Genomic DNA, 19,760 nt, shown 5'->3' with positions numbered 1-19,760 from the left:
GTACGGCCGGCACCTGGTCCTTAACCTCCACCTCCCGCTTGCGGGCGCTATCCCGATCCCCGGCCGCGATCCGCTCTAGGCGTCGATGCCGAGCTCGGCGATGCGCGTCTTAAATGCGTTGTCTGCCTGCTGCAGCGCGACGTATCTGCTCGGGCGTCAGCTGCCCGCTCTGCAACACGCCGGCCAGCTTCTTCTCCTGCTCTGCCGGCGAAAGCCCCGGCACCTCGTCGGCCGGGAAGATCGCCTCAAGCAGCGCCGGAACGCCCGCATGCCGGCGAGCCGGGCGTTCCGAAGATACTGGCGACGGTCGGCGCGATCGTCTTGATGGCGGACTTCCAGTCGAAATCGTCGAAGAAGCTCATTGCTCTCTCACTACCAGCCAGATTTGAGCTTTATCAACGCGACTATGGCGCCGACCAGAACGGCGACAAGCGTCACGCCTTTGATTATTATATCTCCAATAGCTTTCGCAAACTTTGCGCGGGCATCGTCTGCAATGACATTTATTTCAATTTGCTTAATTCTCTCGTCTATGCGCTCAACCAAAGCGCGATCTTTTTCTAGTTTTCGCGCTATCTCTGCTCTGTCCACATCCTCTCTGCGGATGTGATCGTGAAAATCGCTCGCGAGTTGTTCGATCAACAGCCGCAGCGTTGGCGTGTCGTCTTTATCTCGGTATCGGGGAGCGAGCCGCTCAACGCGGCTGTCATCATCGTTCGCCATCTTATCGCCGGCCGGATTTGTGAGGCAGATCACAGTCATAACGAAAATTTCCCATTAGGCTATTCTCATTCTCATTCGTCAGGACGCCCGCCATGTGATGCCGGGTTGATTGTAAGCGCACGGCGATCCACCAATCGACTCTCCGCCGCCGGCAGTCGCATCGCCAGCATTGTTATTCAGGACCGGCCGCAGATATTGCTTCAGTTGGCTATTCATGGTCATAATCGACGTGCGCACGCCGCCATCAAGGTACTGATCGGCCCGTTGCGAATTGTCCTGCCCGCCATCCACCACATAGAGGCCGTATTCTCGCAGCGCCTGCGCATATCGCCGTCGCTGCGGCGTGTTGATGAAACTAAGCGAGTCGAAGTTAGGACCGCCCTTGCTGACCGGTGGAATCGCGAACAGCCGTCCATAAGGGATTGACCCCTTGTTGCTGTTGGCGTTCAGTGTATCGGTCGAACTGGCTGGCCAAATAAACACCTTTGCCAACTGGTTTGCGGCATGTGTCGGCGCATCGAACCTGCCTAAGATCAACCCCATAGGATGTTGAATCGGCGGGCCGTCGGCCGGGTTGATCTCGAATCCGAACAGGTTCACCGCCATTTGCGCGATACCGGAAGCCGAAGACGATATGCGAATTCCGTTAGGCCACGGGAACGCAGAGTCGCGCCCGGTTAGCGAATAGGTGCGGCGACCCGCCGCATTCGCGTTGTTGTCGTTGATGCGGTAGAACTGGAAAAACTGCGAGACAATCCCTGTCGTAGTATCAAGGATGGTAACGCCCTGATCGGCGCCGCCGTTGCTGTTTCCGCCAGTGAAATAGCGCGGGATTCGCAGGGTAAACGGGAGGCCAAGATTGCCGTTCTTATTGGCGACCACAGTTACCGATGGGTCACTGCCGTTAGAAATTGCCCAACCGTGGCCGTAGTTGTTGGCGCCAGCGCCACCGAGCCCGTTGTTTACCTCTCCCCGCGCCTTGGAGATACCGATCCCCGGCGCCGACATCAGATCGATATAGTTTCCGTGTCCGGTGGTACCGTATTCCGCTCCGCCGCCGATAGGGCGATGCCGCGCAGCTCCCTCGCCGAAAGGATGCTTCAACAGATCGCTGCCGACAGGAGCGGAGCCAGTTGGGAAGTAGCATACGTCGCCCGGAGTCGTTCCGCCTGACGCGGATGTTGAGAAACAGCAGGCCATTACGCGTCCCCCACTTGTGCCGAGCACAGCCAGGCGGGCGCTATGTCTTCCATGCCGACGATCTGGCCGAGGCGGTGTTGCTGCGGCTTGCCGGTCAGCACCATCTTGCACGGGCACAGGCTTTCGCGCCGGCACCACGCCATGCCCCGCGCAACAACGTCGTCAGCAGGAAAGTCGCCCGCGAACAGCATCAGCCCGGCATTCATCAGCAGCGCCGCGGCGCGCTCACGCTGTGCCTCGCCCGCGTCAACGAGATGCAGGGCGCGGTCGGCGAGCTCTCGGGCGTCGCTAATATCAATCATGCCCGGAAATCCGGGAGATCTGGGCGGTTGATCGTCCACGGGTCGTTTAGTGCGGCGGGTGCGTTGACAGAGTTCTGTGCGCGCATGCTCCATTCGACGGACCATGACGCCCAGCCGACGCAACGCGGGCAATATGCCTTCAGCGCCGGCAGGAGCTTGGAATAGTCAGCGGGGGCGGTGAAAGAACTGATCGGCCCGCCGTGCGGCCCGTACTCCAGCAAGAAAAATGGCTTGCCCGTCGCGGTGATGTAAGCGTTCGTCTCTGTGAAATCCGCTGCTTTGTAATTTAGCGACGGGCTGTTCGATACCTCGAGATACCAGTCCATTCCAGCAATATCGACGGTGGCTGGGTTCGGATACCACGTCATGAAATTGCCCGCATATCTTGTCGGGGCGTAGCACCATAGAAAATTATGAAATCCGCGTGTTTTGGTGATGTAATTAAAGAAGAACTCCCACATATCTTTGAACGCCGCCGCGCCCGGAGAATTCCACCAATAGATAGCCCCGTTCATTTCATGAAATGGGCGCAAGAATATGGGCACATTTGCGCTGACTAGCGGCTCTATGCGGTCGCACCAGCCGTTTACAACTGTAAGAAAATCGGTGTTGATGGTTGTTCCGGTAGTCATCAGTTGGGTAGCTTGCGCGGACGAAAAAGCCTTGTCTTTTGCAAATCCTTTGATGGCAGGATTTCCAAACACGGGGTTTTCTTGGACGATGCCGCCGTTATTCCAATGTGTCTGATAGTTCGCGGGCACGCCGTTGCGCCACCCAAGCCAACCAGAAGCCTCTGCGTTAATAATGCGATCCTGCACCATCGCAACCCAGACGCCCGTCTGCGCATTGATCGTGTTGATGTGGTCGAGGTGGTACTGCCCAGAGATGACGCGGTTGTCCGCCCTGGTCGGCAGCGTGTAGAGCCAGTCGAGGATTCTGCGCCCGGCCGGGATCAACAGCGGGTCGGCGGATGGGTGAATGAACGGCCCGCCACCACCGCCCGTTGATGATGTGGCGAAGCAACAGCCGGCCATTAGACGATCTCCACCCAGATTGGGGACGGTCCCGCCGTTATGGTCAGCACGCCCGCCGTGGTCGAAACCGTGCTCTGCGTGCCGCCACGCAGCGTTCTCCGCACCGTGGCGGGCAGTCCCGAGATGCTAACGCTGGCATTGCCCGCAACCGTCCATGCACACCAGGCTGACTGGCCGTCAGCCTTGATCAACGAGTACAGATAAACGCCTGGCGCTGATGCCAGCCGGGTAACGTTCGTCGCGCCGATCAGGAAGTTGCATGCGGTTTGATATGCTGCCCACGATGGTTTCTTGGAGCCGCCGTTGATGCGCGGCGGGTTCCATAGGCCCATGCCACCGGACTCATCGCCCGTGTTGGCACCGTAGAGCTGGAACTGGTACCACCTGTCAATCCCGAGGGCGGCGTACATCACCGCCATGCGGACCAAAAAGCTTGCTTGGTTATCGTCTGTCGTGAGGTTCTTGGCCTTGCCTGTAACCGGATCGATGTTCCCGGCTGGGTCTGTCGTCCAGCCGCTCTCTGTTATCCAGATTTCGCCCTTAAATCCAGCCGCTCGCGTTCGATTGATCGACGCCGGAATGATGTCATCAACGGCGCCCTTCTTGTCGCCTATTTCCGGCGGCGGCGCCGGGTTGCCCTTGCAGTACAGGTGCCACGAAAACACGTCTGAGGCGGCCTTGAATGCGGCGTTCGCCATCAGCGCATCCCACCATGGGCCGGAGTTATTGCCGCCTCGCGTGACCGGCGGAACGATCGAGACGCCCGTAACGACCGTCGCTGTCGGATCAGCGGCGCGGATCGCGGCCGAGCAGCCGATTGCCACTTGCGCGTATTGCGCTGCTGTCCAGCCGCGGAAGTCGCATTCGTTGTAGACCTCCCACTCTTTGATCGTCGCCTTGTAGCGGTTGACCGCCGCCGTAACGAAAGCATACAGCGACGGCAAGTCGGCCGGGTTTGGATAGATATTCCCCTTGGCGCCGGTCGATGATGCCCAGGCCGGCGTTTGCGAGATAACGCCCAGGCAGTTGATGTTGTTGGACTTCAGCGCGGCGACGAGGCTGTCAATCTCCGCCCACTTGTACGCAGCGTTGCGCGCCGGCTCGACGCTGGACCACTGTATGTGCCGCCGGAGATCAATGCGCGGGTGAACGTCAGCGGCGCCCGTGACGGCCGTATTGCCGATGCGCGTGCCGAGGCGGAAGCCCGCATCGGCTGGCACGGGAGCGCCGGACGTTGAGAAGCAGCAGCCGGCCACGTCGGCTACTCAATCACACGATAGATGTTGCCGTTGCGCCGCACGCACGCCGCTTTGTTTGGCGGCAGTGTGTAGCTGGTGATCGTCCCGCCGGTCGCGTTCTGCAGCGTGCACGGCGCTTCCGGCACGATCGTCACGTTGGCCGCGCGCCAGTTATACAAGGGCAGCCACTGGCAACGCGCGGCGTTAGTCAGCGTGGCGGTGATGACCGTCGTGCCCGTGCCGACGAAGTCGACGAACGGGGCGAGCAGCCCGATCACCTGCGCCGTCGAAACCTTCTCCGTATTCGAGACACGGTCGGCGAGCTCGCGGTGGAACGGCGACACGAAGACGCGGGTTGCCGTTTCGGTGATGGCGTCGGCATCAGGAGTGCCCGTGGACACGCCCAACAGCGTCCGCACATCGGCCGCCGACAATTGCGACCAGGCGCCAGACCCGGATGCGCGGCCGATCAGGCCGGGCGCGCTGGCGTTGACGAGTTTTGCCAGCGTAACGGTGTTGTCGCCGAGGCTGATGGCGCTTGATTGCCATGCCGTACTGCCGAGCTCGGCGTTGATACGCGTGACAATATCCGGGCCGTTGACCGATCCGGTGTTGATCGGGGTTGACTTGTTAAAGCTTGCCCACATGTTGCCGAGCGTTGCGGAGGTAGTGCCGTCGCCACCGCCATAGTTCAGCCGGATGCGCGTCGTCGCTGTCTTTGCGCCGGCCGGGCACGAAACCTCCGTGCCGAATACCTGACCAGTGCCATTGCTGCCATCGATCATTACCTCGGCGCCTAACGACGTCCAATTCGTGTAGCCGCCGGCGGCGGTAGAATACTGCCATTGAAACTTGCTGCCCGTCGGCGCTGGGGAACCAGCCGACACATAGGCCCCTGCTATGATGGTTGTGCACAGGGTAAGGTCGCGCTGCCATCGGCGATTCTGGCTGGCGACCTCGCCCATTGAGACGGGCACCGTCATATTTGCGGTGGACGTTGACCACGAAATCTCGTCTGAGTCGGTCGCGGCTGCGTCGGCCGGCGCGAGTTGCGCGCTCGGAACGTAGCCGCTGGAATTGAGGCTTGCGTATCCGTTGACCGCGCCCTTGCGGCTGATACGCTCGCACTCGGAATCGATTTCGGCAGCCAGCGCGGATAGCGTCACTGAGGACCAGTTTCCCGCCGGCGTGTATGCAATCGACGTGGCGTTAATACCGGCGATCGCAGCCGCAACCGCGTCCGTGATGGCCGAGCCGATGTCGCTTGCATTGACCTTGCTGTCGAGCAGGGGCGTGAGACCCGTTACTTGGGAGATTTCGTGCCCGTGATCCGCGTCGGCCTTCAGGACAAGCTCACCCGTGAGGCCGGTGATGTCGGCAACTGCATAGTCGTCTGCGGCGGGGAAGATGTTACCATCCTCGTCCATCTCGCGGCCGTTGAACGAGTGCGCGAAGGATTTGCGCCAAGAGTCGCCGCCATACAGCACGTCGAAAGCCGCGGCAATGGCCGGAGCGGTCAGCCCGTGCTCGCTGAGGATGGCCTCAACGTCAGTCCCGAGGCGGGTGTTCAGCAGATCAAGCACGAGATCGCCGGTCACCGCCGCCGGCAGGCCCGTGAGCTTGTCGCGGTCAGCCTGGCCGAGCAGATATAGAGGCGCCAGTTCCGAAAACGGCGTTACGCCGACGGACCCGGGAATCAGCTTGCCGATGACAAGATGGGAGAACTCCGCCGTATCGTCGTCGAACAACGCGATGGGCTCGCGCTCTGACACGTTGGGGTTTGCCGTCGTAACGGCGGCGACCTTGCCGCCCTTTAGCTGTAAAGGCATCTTGCTACTCCGCTAGGAAATTTCGCCGCCGTCGAAAGAGCCGACGCCCGCTGTTGCATCGCCGCCAATTTCTCCGCCATCCAGCGCCCCATATGGCGCCGTTGCATCGCCGCCGATCTCGCCGCCATCCAAGGTGCTGGGTATGTATCCCCCGCCTCCGAACAGCTCTGCCATATCCGCCGCCGACACCGTGTAAAACTCGCCGGACTGGGCGCGAAACAGGAACCCGCCGGATACAAAGTTTGGCGTACCGCCGCTAATCGGGCCGATCATTCTGGGGTCAAGAGGTTCAATCACGGCGCTACCCCACGTTGTTTGCAATGACTTTCGTCGCAGTCGCGATCGGCGACTCGTTGACCCGTTCCGTCAAGTTGCCAACGCACACATTGCCTTCGACCATGAAATGGTCGTTAGCGCCGGCGAGGAAGACGCCATAGGAATGCGTCGGCAAAAGGCCGATTGCCGGCCCGATTGTGTTGCCTGATACCCGGAAGCGCTGCGCGCCCGCGGCGATAGCAACGCCCGCGAAAGCCCCGGCTGCCGACTGGCTGTTGCTCAAAATATGATTGTTCGAGATATCAACGGCGACCGGTCCGGCATTCAGCACGACGCCCTGCTGCCAATTGCCCATTATCCGAGTTGTGCGGGCGATGATCTCGCCACGGAAGTTGGAACCAATGACGAGGCCGTTTCCGGTTAGGCACGATCCCAGCCAAGAGTGCTCCATATAGAAACCCTCGCCGCGGTCCAGGATCACGCCGTTTCCGTAGTTATGGTCGCCCTCAATGTCGTAGACGTAGCACCATATCGGAAACGACGATCCCGTATTGGCGCTGTCGGTCATAAACAGCGCGTTGCCGCCGTTCAGGCAGATCGCCTTATCAACGATCAGAGAATAGGCATAGGGTCGTAAACGATTGGCGTCGCGAACATGTTGGCGACGAAGCGCCACTTGCATCCGCCATCAGTGATCTGAGATGTGAACGCCGTTGCAGGCGTCGTGCCTGGGATGCCGGATGGTCCGGTGCCGGTTGTAGCGGAAGTGCCGGCGACAGAGCATTGATAGATATTCCCGGCGTTGATCAGAATGGCGCCCTGAGCGTAGGCCGTCCCGATTGTCCACAGTTTGCGGGATCCCCACGGGTAGGGGTACGGGTTGTCGCTGGTCAGGTCGGAAATGATCAGTCGATACGACCGGAACCCCGATGATCCCGTGTATCGGACGCCGGGATTTGCCCCCAGCATTGACCGGACATGCACCCGCGACACCCGGCATTCTGTCGAGCCGAAAACATCTATGCCGTTCCAGCCGCTGAAAATGCGCACATCTTCGACCGAGCACCGGAAACAACCGTTTGTCAACCGGACTGAAAACCCGTTCGTTTTCTTGACGGCTGGCTGAAAATCTATGCCTCTGAGCCCTGAGTATGCGCAGCCGGAAAACGTGATATCGTCGCCATCTGAGAGCGATTGGAAGACGGTGCCGGGGCTGCCTGAAAGAATGATGCGGCTCTTGCCGGTGACGGAAAACGGCTGGATAGAGTACGTTCCAGGGGGAATGCGCAACTCTGCGCCGCCAGGATTGGCCGCAATTGCGGAGAGAATTGCCGCCGTGTTTTCCGTCGCCGTTGCATCCGGGGAAAGCCCGTATTCGCGGACATCGACCGGAGACGCCGATACCGGTTCGCGCCAGAACGGCCGGCCATTCTGGTCTGTTTCAAGCCGTCGGCTGGGCGGCCCGTCGGCGACAGCCGGGCCAGAAAGGTCGATTGCCCCAGGATGAAAGTGCCTGCCAAAGATCGAGGCGCTCGGAATTGCGCTTTCGATTATTCCGCCGGTGACTTTGCCCCAAATCTTTAGCCCGGCCTGCAGCTCGTTCTCGCCAGGGTTGTCCTTTACTGGCAACAACAGGTTGATTGCCTGAGACGGCCCGAAGGTGTCGTCGATCTCCCAGATGCCGACCTGCGGCACGCCGCCGAGGTTCAGGGTCACTGCGGTTTCGCTTGCTGCCGGAGACGGCAATGGATAGACCTGGATACCGTCTACCAGCGTAAACGGCCCCCACTCGCGGATTGACGCCGCCCCCGCCTGCGATGCGAGCTGCGCGGCGGTGGCGGCCAAGTCGCGCGCTTCCTTGGCGATGACGTCGGCGGAAGCGGCAAGGCCAACGGTCGCGTCTGGATCGTAGGCGGTGGTGACGATCGCCGCCGCGGCGGTGTCGAACACCAGCGCGCGCGCGCGGCTGGCTGCGGCAGCGTCGTGTCTACCGCGCCGGCGGCGGTCGGCGCCAGCCGCAGCGCCCGGCCGACTTCTTCGGCCACTTGCTGCGTCTGCATCTGCTGCGAGTCGAGTTCGTCGTTGACGGTCTTCGCTCGGAATTGCCCAGCTTCTGCGAAGTCCGTCAGGCGGGCATATGGCCGCGTCCGCAAGATAGTGATCGTCTGGCCGTCTGCCGGCGCGGCGGCAAGCGTGATGGTGCCGCCGGAAGTCTGCCGCACGCCTGCCACGGTATAGGCGTCAGCCGCGAGCAGCGTACCGCTCGCATAGACGGAGATGTCGCTCTCCGAGAGAATGGGAAAGGGAAACGCGTACGTGAGGACGGAAGCAGATGCAACGTGCTGAACCCGAGGAGCGACCGCAGAAACTTGGACGTCGGGCATGCCATAGCCACCGGTCTGTGTAGGTGGCTCTCTATATATGCCCTATTTAGTCTGGTGTCACGGGGGTTGGTCTACCTGTTATCGGGGATGCCCAGCGATGCGTTGATGCCGTGCTCCGCTTCGTCAAACGCCTTCCGCAGATAGAACAGGTTTTGCAGCGGAACGAGCTTGCGAAGCCTGTGTGTGTCGCCGGATGAGAACCCGTCGCCCGCAACGCTGCGCGGTATCTCGAACAGCAAATCCTGCGCCGGCTCGAAGGTTGGCCCCAAAACGGCGCCCATCTCGTTACGAGAAGCGAACCGCGATCCTTGCTTTCCGGTGATAGCCGATATGCCGATGTTTCCGCCGGTCATTTTTTCCGCGATGTTGTTGGCGTCGAATAGCCACCCGGTGACGCCGCTGCGATCGATGCCCTCCTGCACCCAGACTGCCGGGTCGTCGCTCACTTCCTGCCCGGCGAGCGTCTGCTTCAGCAAGTAGGTGATCATTCCGAGACCGGTCATGAGCGCGATGCCCGAGAGCGTTTCGGCATCTCTCCGCTGCAGCCCGGCCAGCAGCACGCGCTGGTTTGCCGCCAGCCCAAACGATCGGAATTGCCCGACAACCTTGCCGAGTTCCGTGCTCATCCACAGCGGCTTATCACCAACCCCGGGCGTTACGATTATCTCGTCAACTTCCTGCGCCAAGGCCGCCCTGTAGACGTTGGCGGCATCGCGATATGTCCACTTCGCGGTGTTCGCCCACCATACGCCGCTGTCTTTCGTGCCGTGCTTCTCGAACTCGCCGGCGATCTTCAGCGCCATGCCTTCGTCGATGCCAAGCCGCGCCAGCCGGGTAATTTCCTTCTGCCCGATCTGCTGGCCCTCGGCAATCTTCGTCACCGCACGCAACGTCCGCGTCTGCGTAATCATGCCCGAGAACTGCTTCGCGGCGGCATTCCACGGACTCATGAGGGTAGCGACGCCAAACTTGCTTGTTGCCCACGATAGCCCGCGCTCAAGCCCACTTTGCCGGCTGTAGGAATCCATCACGTCATAGAGCGCGGTTGCTCGGCTATCGAGCACCATGTCCAGCGCAGTGCCTGCCAATTTGGTCTCTTCGGCCGACAGCCTGACGGCGCGCAGCCCGTGCGCCAGCGGGACAATGCCATCGCGCATCGTGCGCCAGAGCCCATGCACCATGACAGGGCGCGCTATATCGCTGATCGCCGAAATCGTCATGCCGCCGAGCAGCCGCAGATAGTTCAGGTCGCGCGCCATTCGCCCGGCGCGCACCGCCAGTCCGTGCGGATCGTCCGGGATGCGATAGTTTCCGCGCAGCCTGTCGCGCATCGCCGTCAGGTCGGCGAGGTCGCTCTTTTTCCGGTTCTTCAGCCGTAGCCGTTCGGCCTCAGTCGTTGCCGCCTTGATCTTGTCGTTGTAGCCGCGGCGCACCTTGTCGAGCGCGTCCGCCATATCCAGTTGCCCGTTGAACCGTGCGGCGATCTCGACGTCCGGCGCCATCGTGCGGGTGTAGATGCCGGCCACCTTATCGATGTCCGACTCTAGCCACGGTTCAATGAGCTTGTCAGGAATGTTGAATGTCCGTTCCTTCAGCGGTCCGCGCTCGATCGTAATTGCCTCGTAGCGGGTGCGGCCCGGATTGGCTGAGATGAGCGTATCGGTGATCTGGTCGGCGATGTCGCGGAGCTCGTCATCGGAAAGCCCGGCGAGCATCTTGCCGGCTTCAGCTTGCGCGATGACCTTCTGCGATCCGGTCGTGGCGGTCCTCACCTCGGCGCTGCCGGTAGTGTCTGCAGCAAGTTGGGCCAGGTCTTCTTTTGCAGCCGTCAGCCGCGCGTCGTCGGTGTTTCTGACGTGCCCGAGCCACCGCGTTACGACGTCCACAAACGCGCCGCGCTGGGCGCTGATCTTCTCGGTGTTGTAAACCCGCGTCAGGTAGCTGATGGCCGTCTTGACATCCACGTCTTCGGGCAGCAGGCCAAGCTCGATCGCGCGTTCTTTCAGCGGATCGAACAACTCGCGACGCATAGCCTGGGCGGCCTTGGTCACCGCCGGCTTCAGATCGTCGCGGATGATGAGCGGATCGCCCGTGTCCCCCCGGCGCATCGCCATTCCGACAAGTTCGTTGAACCGATCGCGCCCGACGTTTGTGCCGCCGGCCCGCAACTCGCGGTAGGCGTCATCGACGGAGCGCAAGCCGGTGTAGAGCCGCCCGTGCCATTGCTTCGCCAATTCCTCGACCGGCGGGCCACCGGTAATGAAGTCGGCGTGTTTGGCCCGCGTGATGCCGCCTTGCGATATCAACTCCTCGCTGATCTGCCGCGCCGTCACTTCGTCGGATGTCGCCAGCCGCATTACGGGCGTTCCGACGGCTGGCGTTCGCGCCTGCACCCTGGCGATACCTTCAATACCACCGGCAAGCCGCTCTTGCTCCAACGTGGTATCAAGAACCGCCGCCGCGCCCGCACTGCCGCCGTGGGGCTGTAGCGGCGGCTCATCCATGTAGCTATCAAGCGCTTTCGATAGCCGGGCGATCGTGTCCGCCCCTTCTGCCTTCGCGAATGTCCCGATGGCGCCGCCCAGGAGCCCGGATAGTAGCGTCCCTGTCCCGATGGCGACGGCTGACTCCTCGGCCGTGCGCGCCTCCTGCGTGGCCTGGAAAATGGCCTCTGCTGCTGCCGTGCCAGCAAAGCCACCGGCCGCCGTCCGCCCGGCACCAATTGCGATATTTGCTGCCCTTGACGCTTTCCATGCGCCACCGCCGATCGGGATGAGGTTGATCGGGTCGATCAATCCAGCACCAACTTGCGCCGCCACGCCAAGCGCTCCGGCATCGGAGAGCACTTGCCGATCCTCCAGCTCGCGGCGGATGCGCTGCGCCTTGATGGCGAACTCGTCACGGTTGCGGATGGTGGCGAACGCGTCGACGAACGGCGCGAGGTCAGGCGCCTTGACGGCCTCCATGATCGGGTCGAACGTCTCATCGATCGGGAATAGCCCGGGCGTCATCGCCTGCGCCAGGCTGCCGATCGTGTTCTGCTTGCCGGAACGCCGCGCCGGCCGTCTCGGAAAATGCCGGCGCCTGCCCGGATAACTGCCGCGCCGTGCTCGCCCGCACGCGGAGGTTTGTCGGCAGATCGGCCGGGCGCTCGAACTCAGTCACGAACATCCGCGCCGCATCTTCCGCCGTAACGGCACCGTTCATCCGGGCCCGCAACGTGCCAAAGTCGCGGCCTACCTCATCGTCTAGGAAGTCCAGCCGCGTGTTGACGTCGCGCCAATCCTTGCCCCGGCCCGTGGCGAACGCCTCAAGCGCCTTCCGTCGTGGCCCGTTCCATTGCAGCAAGCCGAACGAGTTGCCGTTGTCGCCGATCGCGGCCGGGTTCAGCGGCGCGTCGTGCCGAGCCCCGCCGGCCTCATGCGCCGCGTTGGCGGCAATACCGTGCGCGGCGTTCTTCGACCACCCCCGCTGCTCCAGCATTGCGGCCAGGCCCGATGGCGTAAGGGCGCCCGACGCTTGCGGCTTTGGCCGCGCCGAGATGTCAACGCCGGACGGGGAGAACCCGGCGCCGCGCAGCCCTTGGACGACATCGGCCTCCGAAAAGATCGGCATCAGGGAATGCCCGGAATGGGTTGCTGCATCTGCCCCATCTCCTTTTGCCGCTTGGCGTAGGCGTCGGAAATGGCTGTCTGTTGCACCTTCTCAGCGTGCGCCTTGTGATCTGGGGCCCACCGCATGCCCGGCACCTCATTGAGCACGCCGCGCGCGTCCTTCACAATGACGCGGTAAGTCGGCGGCTGCCCCGCCTGTACCTGCCGCGCCGTGATGCCGTCCGAGACCAGTTGCCGGGTCGATCCTTCCGGCATCGGTACGTCTGCGGTCAGTTGCTCTCCGATCCATTTCGCCGCGGCCGGATCGCCGCCGCCGTACATCCGCTCGGGAGGATAGCGCATCCATCTGGTTGTGCCGTCGGCCTTGGTGACCGCCCACGTGCGCTTGACCACCGAAACGGCTTCGGCGCGCGCCGCATCGTCGTCGCCATGCGCGAGGAACGCTTCACGGTATGCAGCTTCGAACTCGGCGCGAACCGGTGCAGAGGCATCTCCCAGACCTTGCGATCCCCGGTCGAGAAAGCCCTGCTCATCGCGCAAGCCGGATCGAGATGTTGCCCACTGCCATGCGGAATTGAGTTGCGACTTCTGCCCGCCGGCCGTCATCTGCGTCTCGCGGAGCTTGCGAATCGGCTCGTTGGCGTTCCGCATCTGATCATCGACGCGCTGCGCCGCTTCCGCTGGCGACATGCCCGCCATCAGGTAATTGCCCGTGAGCCGCGCCGCTCGCACGGTATCGGCTGGCAAGTCTTCGGCGACGCTCGGCGATGCACGCTCTACACGCATGATCGTGTCGGCCGCCCACGCGCGGCGATCCGGCGAGGCGCGCATGGCTCCGTTGAGTTGCCCGGCCAGCGTCGGCGGCAGCACGCCTGTCTTCGCCGCGATCGTCTCGGCGAGCGCTTGCTGTTCGTCGCCTGGCAACTGTGCCGCCTGGGCCCGCCAGAACGTATCGACGGCCTTGCGATCATCCGACGATTTCGGATCAAGAATTACATTGCCGCTCATCGCGCCGGCCACGCGCGCCGCGTCTTCGGCGGATGCCATGGCCGTCTTCTGCTGTGCGTCCCACGCGGTGTAAAGTTCATCGGCAGCGGCGGGCGTCAACCGCCCCTCGGCGCGCAGGTTGGCGATGTCGGTCAGGCCCTTGCTGCCGTCTTTGATGCCGCGCTCGAGGTCCACCGCCGCCCATGCGTTTTCTTGCGCCGTGGCTGCTTTCTCATCGGCGGCTGCTTTGGCAACATCGGCCTCGCGCTGGCGCCGTTCTGCCTCAACGGACCGCTCGGCGTATTCTGCGAGCGTCTGCCGCTTGTCAGGATCAAGGTTGGCAAACCGATCTCCGGCAAGCGCTGTCACTGCAGCGGCCGGGTTTGTCTGGATCAGGCGCCGCGCCGTCAACTCATCAGCGCCGGCACGAAACTTCATCCGCTGCGCTTCAGCCTGGTCGGCTCTGATCACGCCAGCGGCGACCGCGTTCTCAATCTGTGTGTCGGCTTGGCGGGTGATGTCTTCGCGCTCGGCATCGGATCGCGCCATGCCGACGCCGCGCGATAGTACGTCCAGCGTGTTGCCGAGCCTGCCAGATGCTGTCTGCACCAACTGCCGGGTGACATCCGATTGCACGTCTAGAGACACTTTTCGGGCGACGATTGCCATATTCGAGTCAAGCTGTTGCGCAATGCTGTCGTCGCCGGCTTCTTGCCGCCACTTCTTCCGCAGCCCGACGACGCTGGCGCGAAACGTCTTGTCTGCCTGCGTCGGATCTGCGCCCGCGATTGCGTCTCGCGCCGCTTTCTGCACGTCGAGGGTCGCGTTTGCCTCCAGGTATCCGAGCGTCTGGTCTCGATCTAGGCGCTGAAGGTGCTGCTTGATCGTCTCATGTCGGATTGCCGTCTCGGCAACAGTGTCGGCAATCTGGCTCGTGCTCTGAGCGATCTGCCGGCCGGTGATACCGGCGGACGCTACATTGACGAGCGGCGCGACAGCCTGCCCGCCGGCAACGCCTACCTGATAGTCAGCGACGGGAACGCGCGGCATTTACCACTCCCACGGGTCAGACGCCGTAGCGGGCGCCTTCTGGCCCCTGCCACCGGTGTAGCGATCCATCTGCGCATTCCTCCACGCCACCTCGTCTTTATAGCCGTAGACGTCAGATGCCCCCTTGACGAGCGCCGACGTTGCACCGAGGCCGGCGCCGACTTGCGCGCTGGTTGCTTGCGATCGGTATTGATCGGCTTGCGATCGGAGGTTTGACGCCTCCACTTGGCCGCCCTGCAGCACGGTGCGATAATCGACGTTCCCGCGCGCCGCGCTTTCTGCCAGGATCATAAGCGGCGACTGGTCGGTTGGATCTTGGCCGCCGGCTGCCAGCCGGGCGCGCTGTGCCGACAGCACCTCTTTGCTGCGAGCGGCGACGCGATCGGCTTCGGCTTTAGACTTTGCCTCCGCCCATTGCGCCTGCCTCTGCGCTACCTTGGCGTTGTAGTCGGCTGCCTCCGATTGCTGTACACCGGAATAGATCGCGCCGCCGGCCGCAATGGCCGAGCTTGCCGCAATCGCGATAGGGATTACCGCCGCCGCTGCCATTATGACGCCCTCTCGTACCGAATATGCACGCGCCCGACATCGACCGGCACGAACCCGAGCCGCACCGCCCAGCGATGTGCTTCAAGATGCCCCACGGCAACGAAAGCCTCAATCGCCGGCCATTCGCGATCACGCGAGACACCCCGCAAAAACTGCCAGACGCCGCGATGAATCGTTACCCAATACCGGCACGAATGCCGGGCGAGGAACGCCCAAGCCATGCCCTTGCCGCCGTTCTCCGAGACGCCGATGCACGCAACCGGGTCGGTGTCGTTGACAAGCACGGTGTAGGCGTAAGGCGCCGCCGCGCACGCTGCCGCCGCTTCGTCGATCCCGCCGAGCACGGCAAACGCTTCGGCCTCGTGCTCGCGCGCATCCATGCGCTCAAGGTGCCACGGCTCAAACGGGACGATCCGCGCGGTCATGTTGCTGTTCCGTTCGCTGCAACTTTCGCAACTTTCGCAACTTTCGCATGGGCGGTCATGACGAAGCCGATTCCATCAGGAACGCCATCGAGCGCACCTCGAACGGTGCCGGCAGCCGGTGCTCAATCAGCAGGTTGTATCGGTCGTCGTAGCTGGACGCCGGCAGCGCAGTCGCCTCGCTGGTGAAGATGTCAACCGGCTGATCCATCTGCCGCGTCGCCACCGCATCGAGCGGGAATAGATGATCGCTGTCAGGCCAACCCAGCATTGCGTGCCAGGCATGCCCTCGACCATTACTTTGATGATGCGCCGCTGCCGGCCGGCAGTCGTGCCATCTTGCGATCCGACATCAGGCAGAATCGGCTTGACGCGAGCCACAAACTCGAGCCCGACATGCACGACGGAAGCCGGCTCGTCGATCGTGATCGCGCCGCCGGTCACCACCTCGGCCGGCAACACCATGCCATCGGCGAGCACTTGCACCGTCGCCCCATCGAGGTGGCCGAGGCCGCTGATCGTCGTTGCCGGAGCGCCGCGATAACTCAGCCCGCAATCAACGTAGAACGCATCGCGGATGTCATCGCCAAGGGTGAACCGCGGATCGAAGCATTCGACGAACCGCCGCGTCTGCCCACCGACTGTCCGACGCACGATCAACCAAACCTCGTCATCTGGATCGCCCGGAATGCTGGCCACGCTCTCGACCACGCCGGCTGTAATGTGCCGATGCCAGCCCATCACCTGATGCTCCGGCAGCCACGTGCAGGCGGCGAGCTGGCCGTCTTGCCGCGCTACCCAGATCGTTTGCTCGCGCTCTTCCTGAAACGCCCAATCGACGGCCGGCGATGTTAGGACATGCGTCGCCAGGACGTTCAGATCTTCGACGTCATAGCCGTCGACCCGCGTGCGCGCATAGTGCAGGGCCCGGATGCTGCGGCGGCTGCGGTGAACGTACACCAGCGCCGTGCCGATGCGCTTGGCGCCCAGCGTCTTTGCGGCTCCCGATCGCGATTCCAGCGACGCGGCAACAGCGGTCGGCGTGATCGTCGGATCGCTGATGCCGGACGAGACAACCCACGTTCCGGCATCGGTTCCAATGGCGATCGCCTGGCCGAATGTTTTGATCCACCGCGCCTCGTGCACGTCGTCCTCAAGCAACGGGTACGAAAGCGCGTCGTCATCCTTGGTGCCGAGCGTGAAGTTGTAGAAGTCCGCCGAACGCGAAAAACTCGATCCGGCCCGGGTCGGCCGGCATGCCGCCAAACGCGAACCGTTGCTGATGAAACCCGGCGCACGATGGATATCCTCGGCTTCCGCCCCACGCCGGCGAGCGCAGTTTCCACCCGCCGCCGCCTACCGCCGTCGTCGCACTGAGCGGCGAGCGGATGATGCCTGACATTGCCGTAGCAGACGACCAGCCGGTGAGTTCGATAAACCCGCCCGCGATATCAACGAACTTGCCGACGTCAACCGTGCGAAACCCGCCCGTTGCCAAGGTGAGCGTGACGACGGAGCCCACCGGGTCTTTCTTGTCGGGAGTGCATGCCGTGTTTGGCGAGCCAACAATGCGCCACTGTTGAGCACCGAACGCCAGCGCCGGAAACGGCCGATTGACCTGAGCGGTCACAACGTGCTCGCTTGAATAGCCGATGATAGTTGCCTGTCCGCCGCCTGCCTCAACCAATCTATCCACGTCGCTGGGTAGGAACGCCGACGCAGCGCTAAGGGTGACCGTGCCCGTAGCCGCAGAAATGACCAGCGCCACAAGGAACTCATGCCCCGGCTCGTACGTCGCTGGCGGCGAAAACGGCAGATCGGAGAGCACCGACATGCGTGTCCGGTGCGGGTCAACGCACGCGGCGGGTGAGCGGCATGGAACAGGTACAGCACGTCGAAACTCTGCGTGTACGTGAGTTCGAGCACATCCGCCTCCGAATACGGAGACGCCACCTCGTAGGCCGCGCTGCCCGAAACAATCTGCGCCTTATCGCCTTAGAACCGGAAATATCCCGCTCCGGCCTCGATCATATGTGCCTGCGTGGTCGAGAAGCGGAACGGGATCAGACGCGATCGGCCGGCGTGAACCTTCGTCGACGCAATGAACCGCGTGCCAGGCCGCTTGCTCAATCCGCCTTCCTTGCGGACGAACATGTTTTCCAGCAGGTAGCATCCGTTTTCTCGCGCCGTCAGGCCAACGCGGGCGGCAAGCAGCGGGTTAATCTCCCCGCTGTGAACGAGTTGCGCAGGATGTTAGCGCGCGCCATTGGCTACACCCACGATTCAGGGGCGAACTGATTGACCCACGATCCGACTTGCTGCGCTTGCGGCGTGCCCTCCGCTCCGTCCACCGCGGCGGCATCAACCAGCGCCTGCCGGTAAAGATGATGCATCGCCTGCATGGCGGTATCCGATCCAGTGATGCGGGCGTTCGTCCACGCCTATCGCGCCGGACGACGGCGGCGAGCAGGCCGCTCATCTGAGTGTCTTCGCCATCTCGATCGGTTGGCCGGATGGCGAGGCGGCAAGGTTTCGCGTGTACAACACGTCGAGCGGCGCCGGCGCATTGGTCATCAACCGCCGGCCGCGCCGTGTCCGCATGGGTCGCTACACGCTTGATCCAGCCCGCGCACCCGCAAGCAATCGCCGGGGAGGATGAACTGCCGGGCGTAGTCTCTCGGCGCGCTGACTTCGCCGCCAGTGTCGCCGTTGCCGTCGCGTCGTTCCACACGTCAAGCTCAAGAACGGCTTCCATCGTGGCGCGGAACGTCGCGCGGGCACAAACGGCGGCGGTCGATTGTTCCTCGAAAGAACTAATCGGCCGCTCGCCGAGCGCCTCAATCCCGATGTTGACGATATCAATCGGTGTCACCGGGATTTTCCCCTTACGCGAAGATGACGTGGCCCTTAGGCGTAGCCGCCGCCGGGATGCATCCATTGCCGGGTGCGCCGGCGACGGTGGCGTTGACCACATATCCGCCGACCGAGATCCATCGCCACGTTTGGCGGGATGAACACTGTCGCGGCTGCGGAAACGTCCAGGTCCTCCTTAAACGCGGTCGCCAGCGCGTTGACGGCGGTCGCGTTGTCGCTCTTCGTGTGGGCCTCGTACCCGATATCGAGCACGCGGCTTGAACCGAACGCCGAGCACGCCACCATCCGATGACGGTATGCTTGCCGGCCGGCATCTTGACGAGCCCCTGTGTCGATGTGGCGTCGCCAGCCGCAGCGCCTTGAGTGAAGTCGAACGGCTGGACCTTTGGGTCCATTGACGCTGAGTGCGGGTCAAAGCCGTGGTGAGCGTGCCCTCCTGCGTCTTCAGGATGGTGGATCAGCTCCGGTTGTAACTCCCATCTTGGTAACCCTTTCCTATCAGCCGTGGCTTACGCCTCGGAGCATTTGACCTCGGCGATCATCTTCTCTTCGGCACGAGCCGCCCCCGAACTGAGCGTGCGCGTGCGCGCCTGCCACGGCAGGCCTTCCCAATCCTTGCGCTGGGAAGGTCAGTCGTCGGCTCACGGGTAACGCCGACGCGCATGCCCATTGGCATCCACACGGGGCACCGTCGGTAGGAGTTTCCGTCCACCGGTAATGCCTGATAATTGTGGAAGTCGATGTTCGGGTAATTCAACCGGCCGGTGCGCTCGAACTGCCCGAGCAAACTGTCGCGGTCGGTCACCTTGTCATCGTTCCGCATGTCTTTGAGCTGCTTGGCGGTGATCGCCATATGCAAGCCGTTGCCCGGCCCGTCGTCCATGATCGCTTCGTTCTTGACGAACAGAGCAAAGACGGCGTTCAGCTTTGCGCGGTTGAGTCCGGTGGCGGCCGGCGTGCCGCTGTTGACGACATCGACGGCGATGACCTGGCCCGCAGGGAACGTGACATCAGTGTCATCGCCCGGCAGCGTCTTGCGCTTGACGGCGGCGAACATCGCAGCGACGGCAACCGAATCCTTGCGGCGGTTGTACGTCATGGCGATCTGCCGCATCACCGAACTGGTCCGGATCGGTCAGCCGCACGGTGTCGGAGAAATACGGCCAGTGCTTCGTGAACTCACGAAGCGGTTTGCAACCACCGGCGGGTGAACTCCAGGCTCGCTAACGGTGATCGGCTGATAGTCGAGCCGGGAACAAACGGCAGCGGTCTTCAAAC

General features: G+C 62.7%; 19 protein-coding genes. 1 reads left to right on the top strand and 18 read right to left on the bottom strand.

The annotated features are described in order from the left end of the window. Positions 1–372: 372 nt before the first annotated feature. The 16 genes from IPK75_19975 to IPK75_19900 form a co-directional block, all read right to left on the bottom strand. Entirely contained in the window at positions 373–762 is a 390-nt protein-coding gene (locus tag IPK75_19975) for a hypothetical protein (protein ID MBK8200620.1), read from the bottom strand. Between the two features lie 39 nt (positions 763–801). Further along, the gene (locus IPK75_19970) at positions 802–1,827 is read right to left on the bottom strand and encodes a hypothetical protein (protein MBK8200619.1); all 1,026 of its coding nucleotides are present in this window, start codon (positions 1,825–1,827) and stop codon (positions 802–804) included. A 95-nt stretch (positions 1,828–1,922) separates the two neighbouring features. Then, positions 1,923–2,225, bottom strand: a complete 303-nt coding sequence (locus IPK75_19965; GenBank protein MBK8200618.1) for a hypothetical protein — start codon at positions 2,223–2,225, stop codon at positions 1,923–1,925. Then, positions 2,222–3,259, bottom strand: a complete 1,038-nt coding sequence (locus IPK75_19960) for a hypothetical protein (protein ID MBK8200617.1) — start codon at positions 3,257–3,259, stop codon at positions 2,222–2,224. The genes IPK75_19965 and IPK75_19960 overlap by 4 nt, the downstream gene beginning before the upstream one ends. Beyond that, positions 3,259–4,479, bottom strand: coding sequence for an endo-1,4-beta-xylanase (locus IPK75_19955; protein MBK8200616.1), 1,221 nt, complete (start codon positions 4,477–4,479; stop codon positions 3,259–3,261). The genes IPK75_19960 and IPK75_19955 overlap by 1 nt, the downstream gene beginning before the upstream one ends. 41 nt (positions 4,480–4,520) lie before the next feature. Then, the gene (locus IPK75_19950; GenBank protein ID MBK8200615.1) at positions 4,521–6,326 is read right to left on the bottom strand and encodes a hypothetical protein; all 1,806 of its coding nucleotides are present in this window, start codon (positions 6,324–6,326) and stop codon (positions 4,521–4,523) included. Positions 6,327–6,338: 12 nt separating this feature from the next. Then, positions 6,339–6,599 carry a hypothetical protein gene (locus IPK75_19945; protein ID MBK8200614.1) on the bottom strand — a complete coding sequence of 87 codons (261 nt, stop codon included), beginning with the start codon at positions 6,597–6,599 and terminating at the stop codon, positions 6,339–6,341. Between the two features lie 28 nt (positions 6,600–6,627). Then, positions 6,628–7,284, bottom strand: coding sequence for a hypothetical protein (locus IPK75_19940; protein MBK8200613.1), 657 nt, complete (start codon positions 7,282–7,284; stop codon positions 6,628–6,630). Next, the gene (locus IPK75_19935; protein ID MBK8200612.1) at positions 7,215–8,552 is read right to left on the bottom strand and encodes a hypothetical protein; all 1,338 of its coding nucleotides are present in this window, start codon (positions 8,550–8,552) and stop codon (positions 7,215–7,217) included. The genes IPK75_19940 and IPK75_19935 overlap by 70 nt, the downstream gene beginning before the upstream one ends. Before the next feature lie 505 nt (positions 8,553–9,057). Continuing rightward, on the bottom strand, positions 9,058–11,997 hold the full coding sequence (locus tag IPK75_19930) for a hypothetical protein (GenBank protein MBK8200611.1): 2,940 nt from the start codon (positions 11,995–11,997) through the stop codon (positions 9,058–9,060). After that, the gene (locus tag IPK75_19925) at positions 11,969–12,469 is read right to left on the bottom strand and encodes a hypothetical protein (protein MBK8200610.1); all 501 of its coding nucleotides are present in this window, start codon (positions 12,467–12,469) and stop codon (positions 11,969–11,971) included. Before IPK75_19925 ends, IPK75_19930 begins: the two co-directional genes overlap by 29 nt. A 131-nt stretch (positions 12,470–12,600) precedes the next feature. Then, entirely contained in the window at positions 12,601–14,637 is a 2,037-nt protein-coding gene (locus tag IPK75_19920) for a hypothetical protein (protein MBK8200609.1), read from the bottom strand. Continuing rightward, positions 14,638–15,186 (bottom strand): hypothetical protein, encoded by a 549-nt coding sequence (locus IPK75_19915; GenBank protein MBK8200608.1) that lies wholly within the window; start codon positions 15,184–15,186, stop codon positions 14,638–14,640. After that, positions 15,186–15,611, bottom strand: a complete 426-nt coding sequence (locus tag IPK75_19910; GenBank protein MBK8200607.1) for a hypothetical protein — start codon at positions 15,609–15,611, stop codon at positions 15,186–15,188. The genes IPK75_19915 and IPK75_19910 overlap by 1 nt, the downstream gene beginning before the upstream one ends. A 126-nt stretch (positions 15,612–15,737) precedes the next feature. Beyond that, positions 15,738–16,874 (bottom strand): hypothetical protein, encoded by a 1,137-nt coding sequence (locus IPK75_19905; protein MBK8200606.1) that lies wholly within the window; start codon positions 16,872–16,874, stop codon positions 15,738–15,740. Next, a complete protein-coding gene (locus tag IPK75_19900; GenBank protein MBK8200605.1) occupies positions 16,789–17,442 on the bottom strand; it encodes a hypothetical protein in 654 nt (217 codons plus the stop codon). Before IPK75_19900 ends, IPK75_19905 begins: the two co-directional genes overlap by 86 nt. Before the next feature lie 41 nt (positions 17,443–17,483). On the opposite strand from IPK75_19900, the gene IPK75_19895 reads away from it, so the two are divergent. After that, the gene (locus IPK75_19895; protein MBK8200604.1) at positions 17,484–17,906 is read left to right on the top strand and encodes a hypothetical protein; all 423 of its coding nucleotides are present in this window, start codon (positions 17,484–17,486) and stop codon (positions 17,904–17,906) included. A gap of 609 nt (positions 17,907–18,515) precedes the next feature. Here IPK75_19895 and IPK75_19890 read toward each other — a convergent pair. Both IPK75_19890 and IPK75_19885 read right to left on the bottom strand, forming a co-directional pair. Continuing rightward, on the bottom strand, positions 18,516–18,734 hold the full coding sequence (locus tag IPK75_19890) for a hypothetical protein (GenBank protein ID MBK8200603.1): 219 nt from the start codon (positions 18,732–18,734) through the stop codon (positions 18,516–18,518). 286 nt (positions 18,735–19,020) lie between these two features. Further along, entirely contained in the window at positions 19,021–19,596 is a 576-nt protein-coding gene (locus IPK75_19885; GenBank protein ID MBK8200602.1) for a hypothetical protein, read from the bottom strand. Positions 19,597–19,760: the final 164 nt, after the last annotated feature.

The organism is Acidobacteriota bacterium (assembly GCA_016712445.1).
GTDB lineage: Bacteria > Pseudomonadota > Alphaproteobacteria > Caulobacterales > Hyphomonadaceae > Hyphomonas.
Note: the sequence above shows the minus strand (reverse complement) of the source record. Positions and strands in the feature narration are given on the sequence as shown.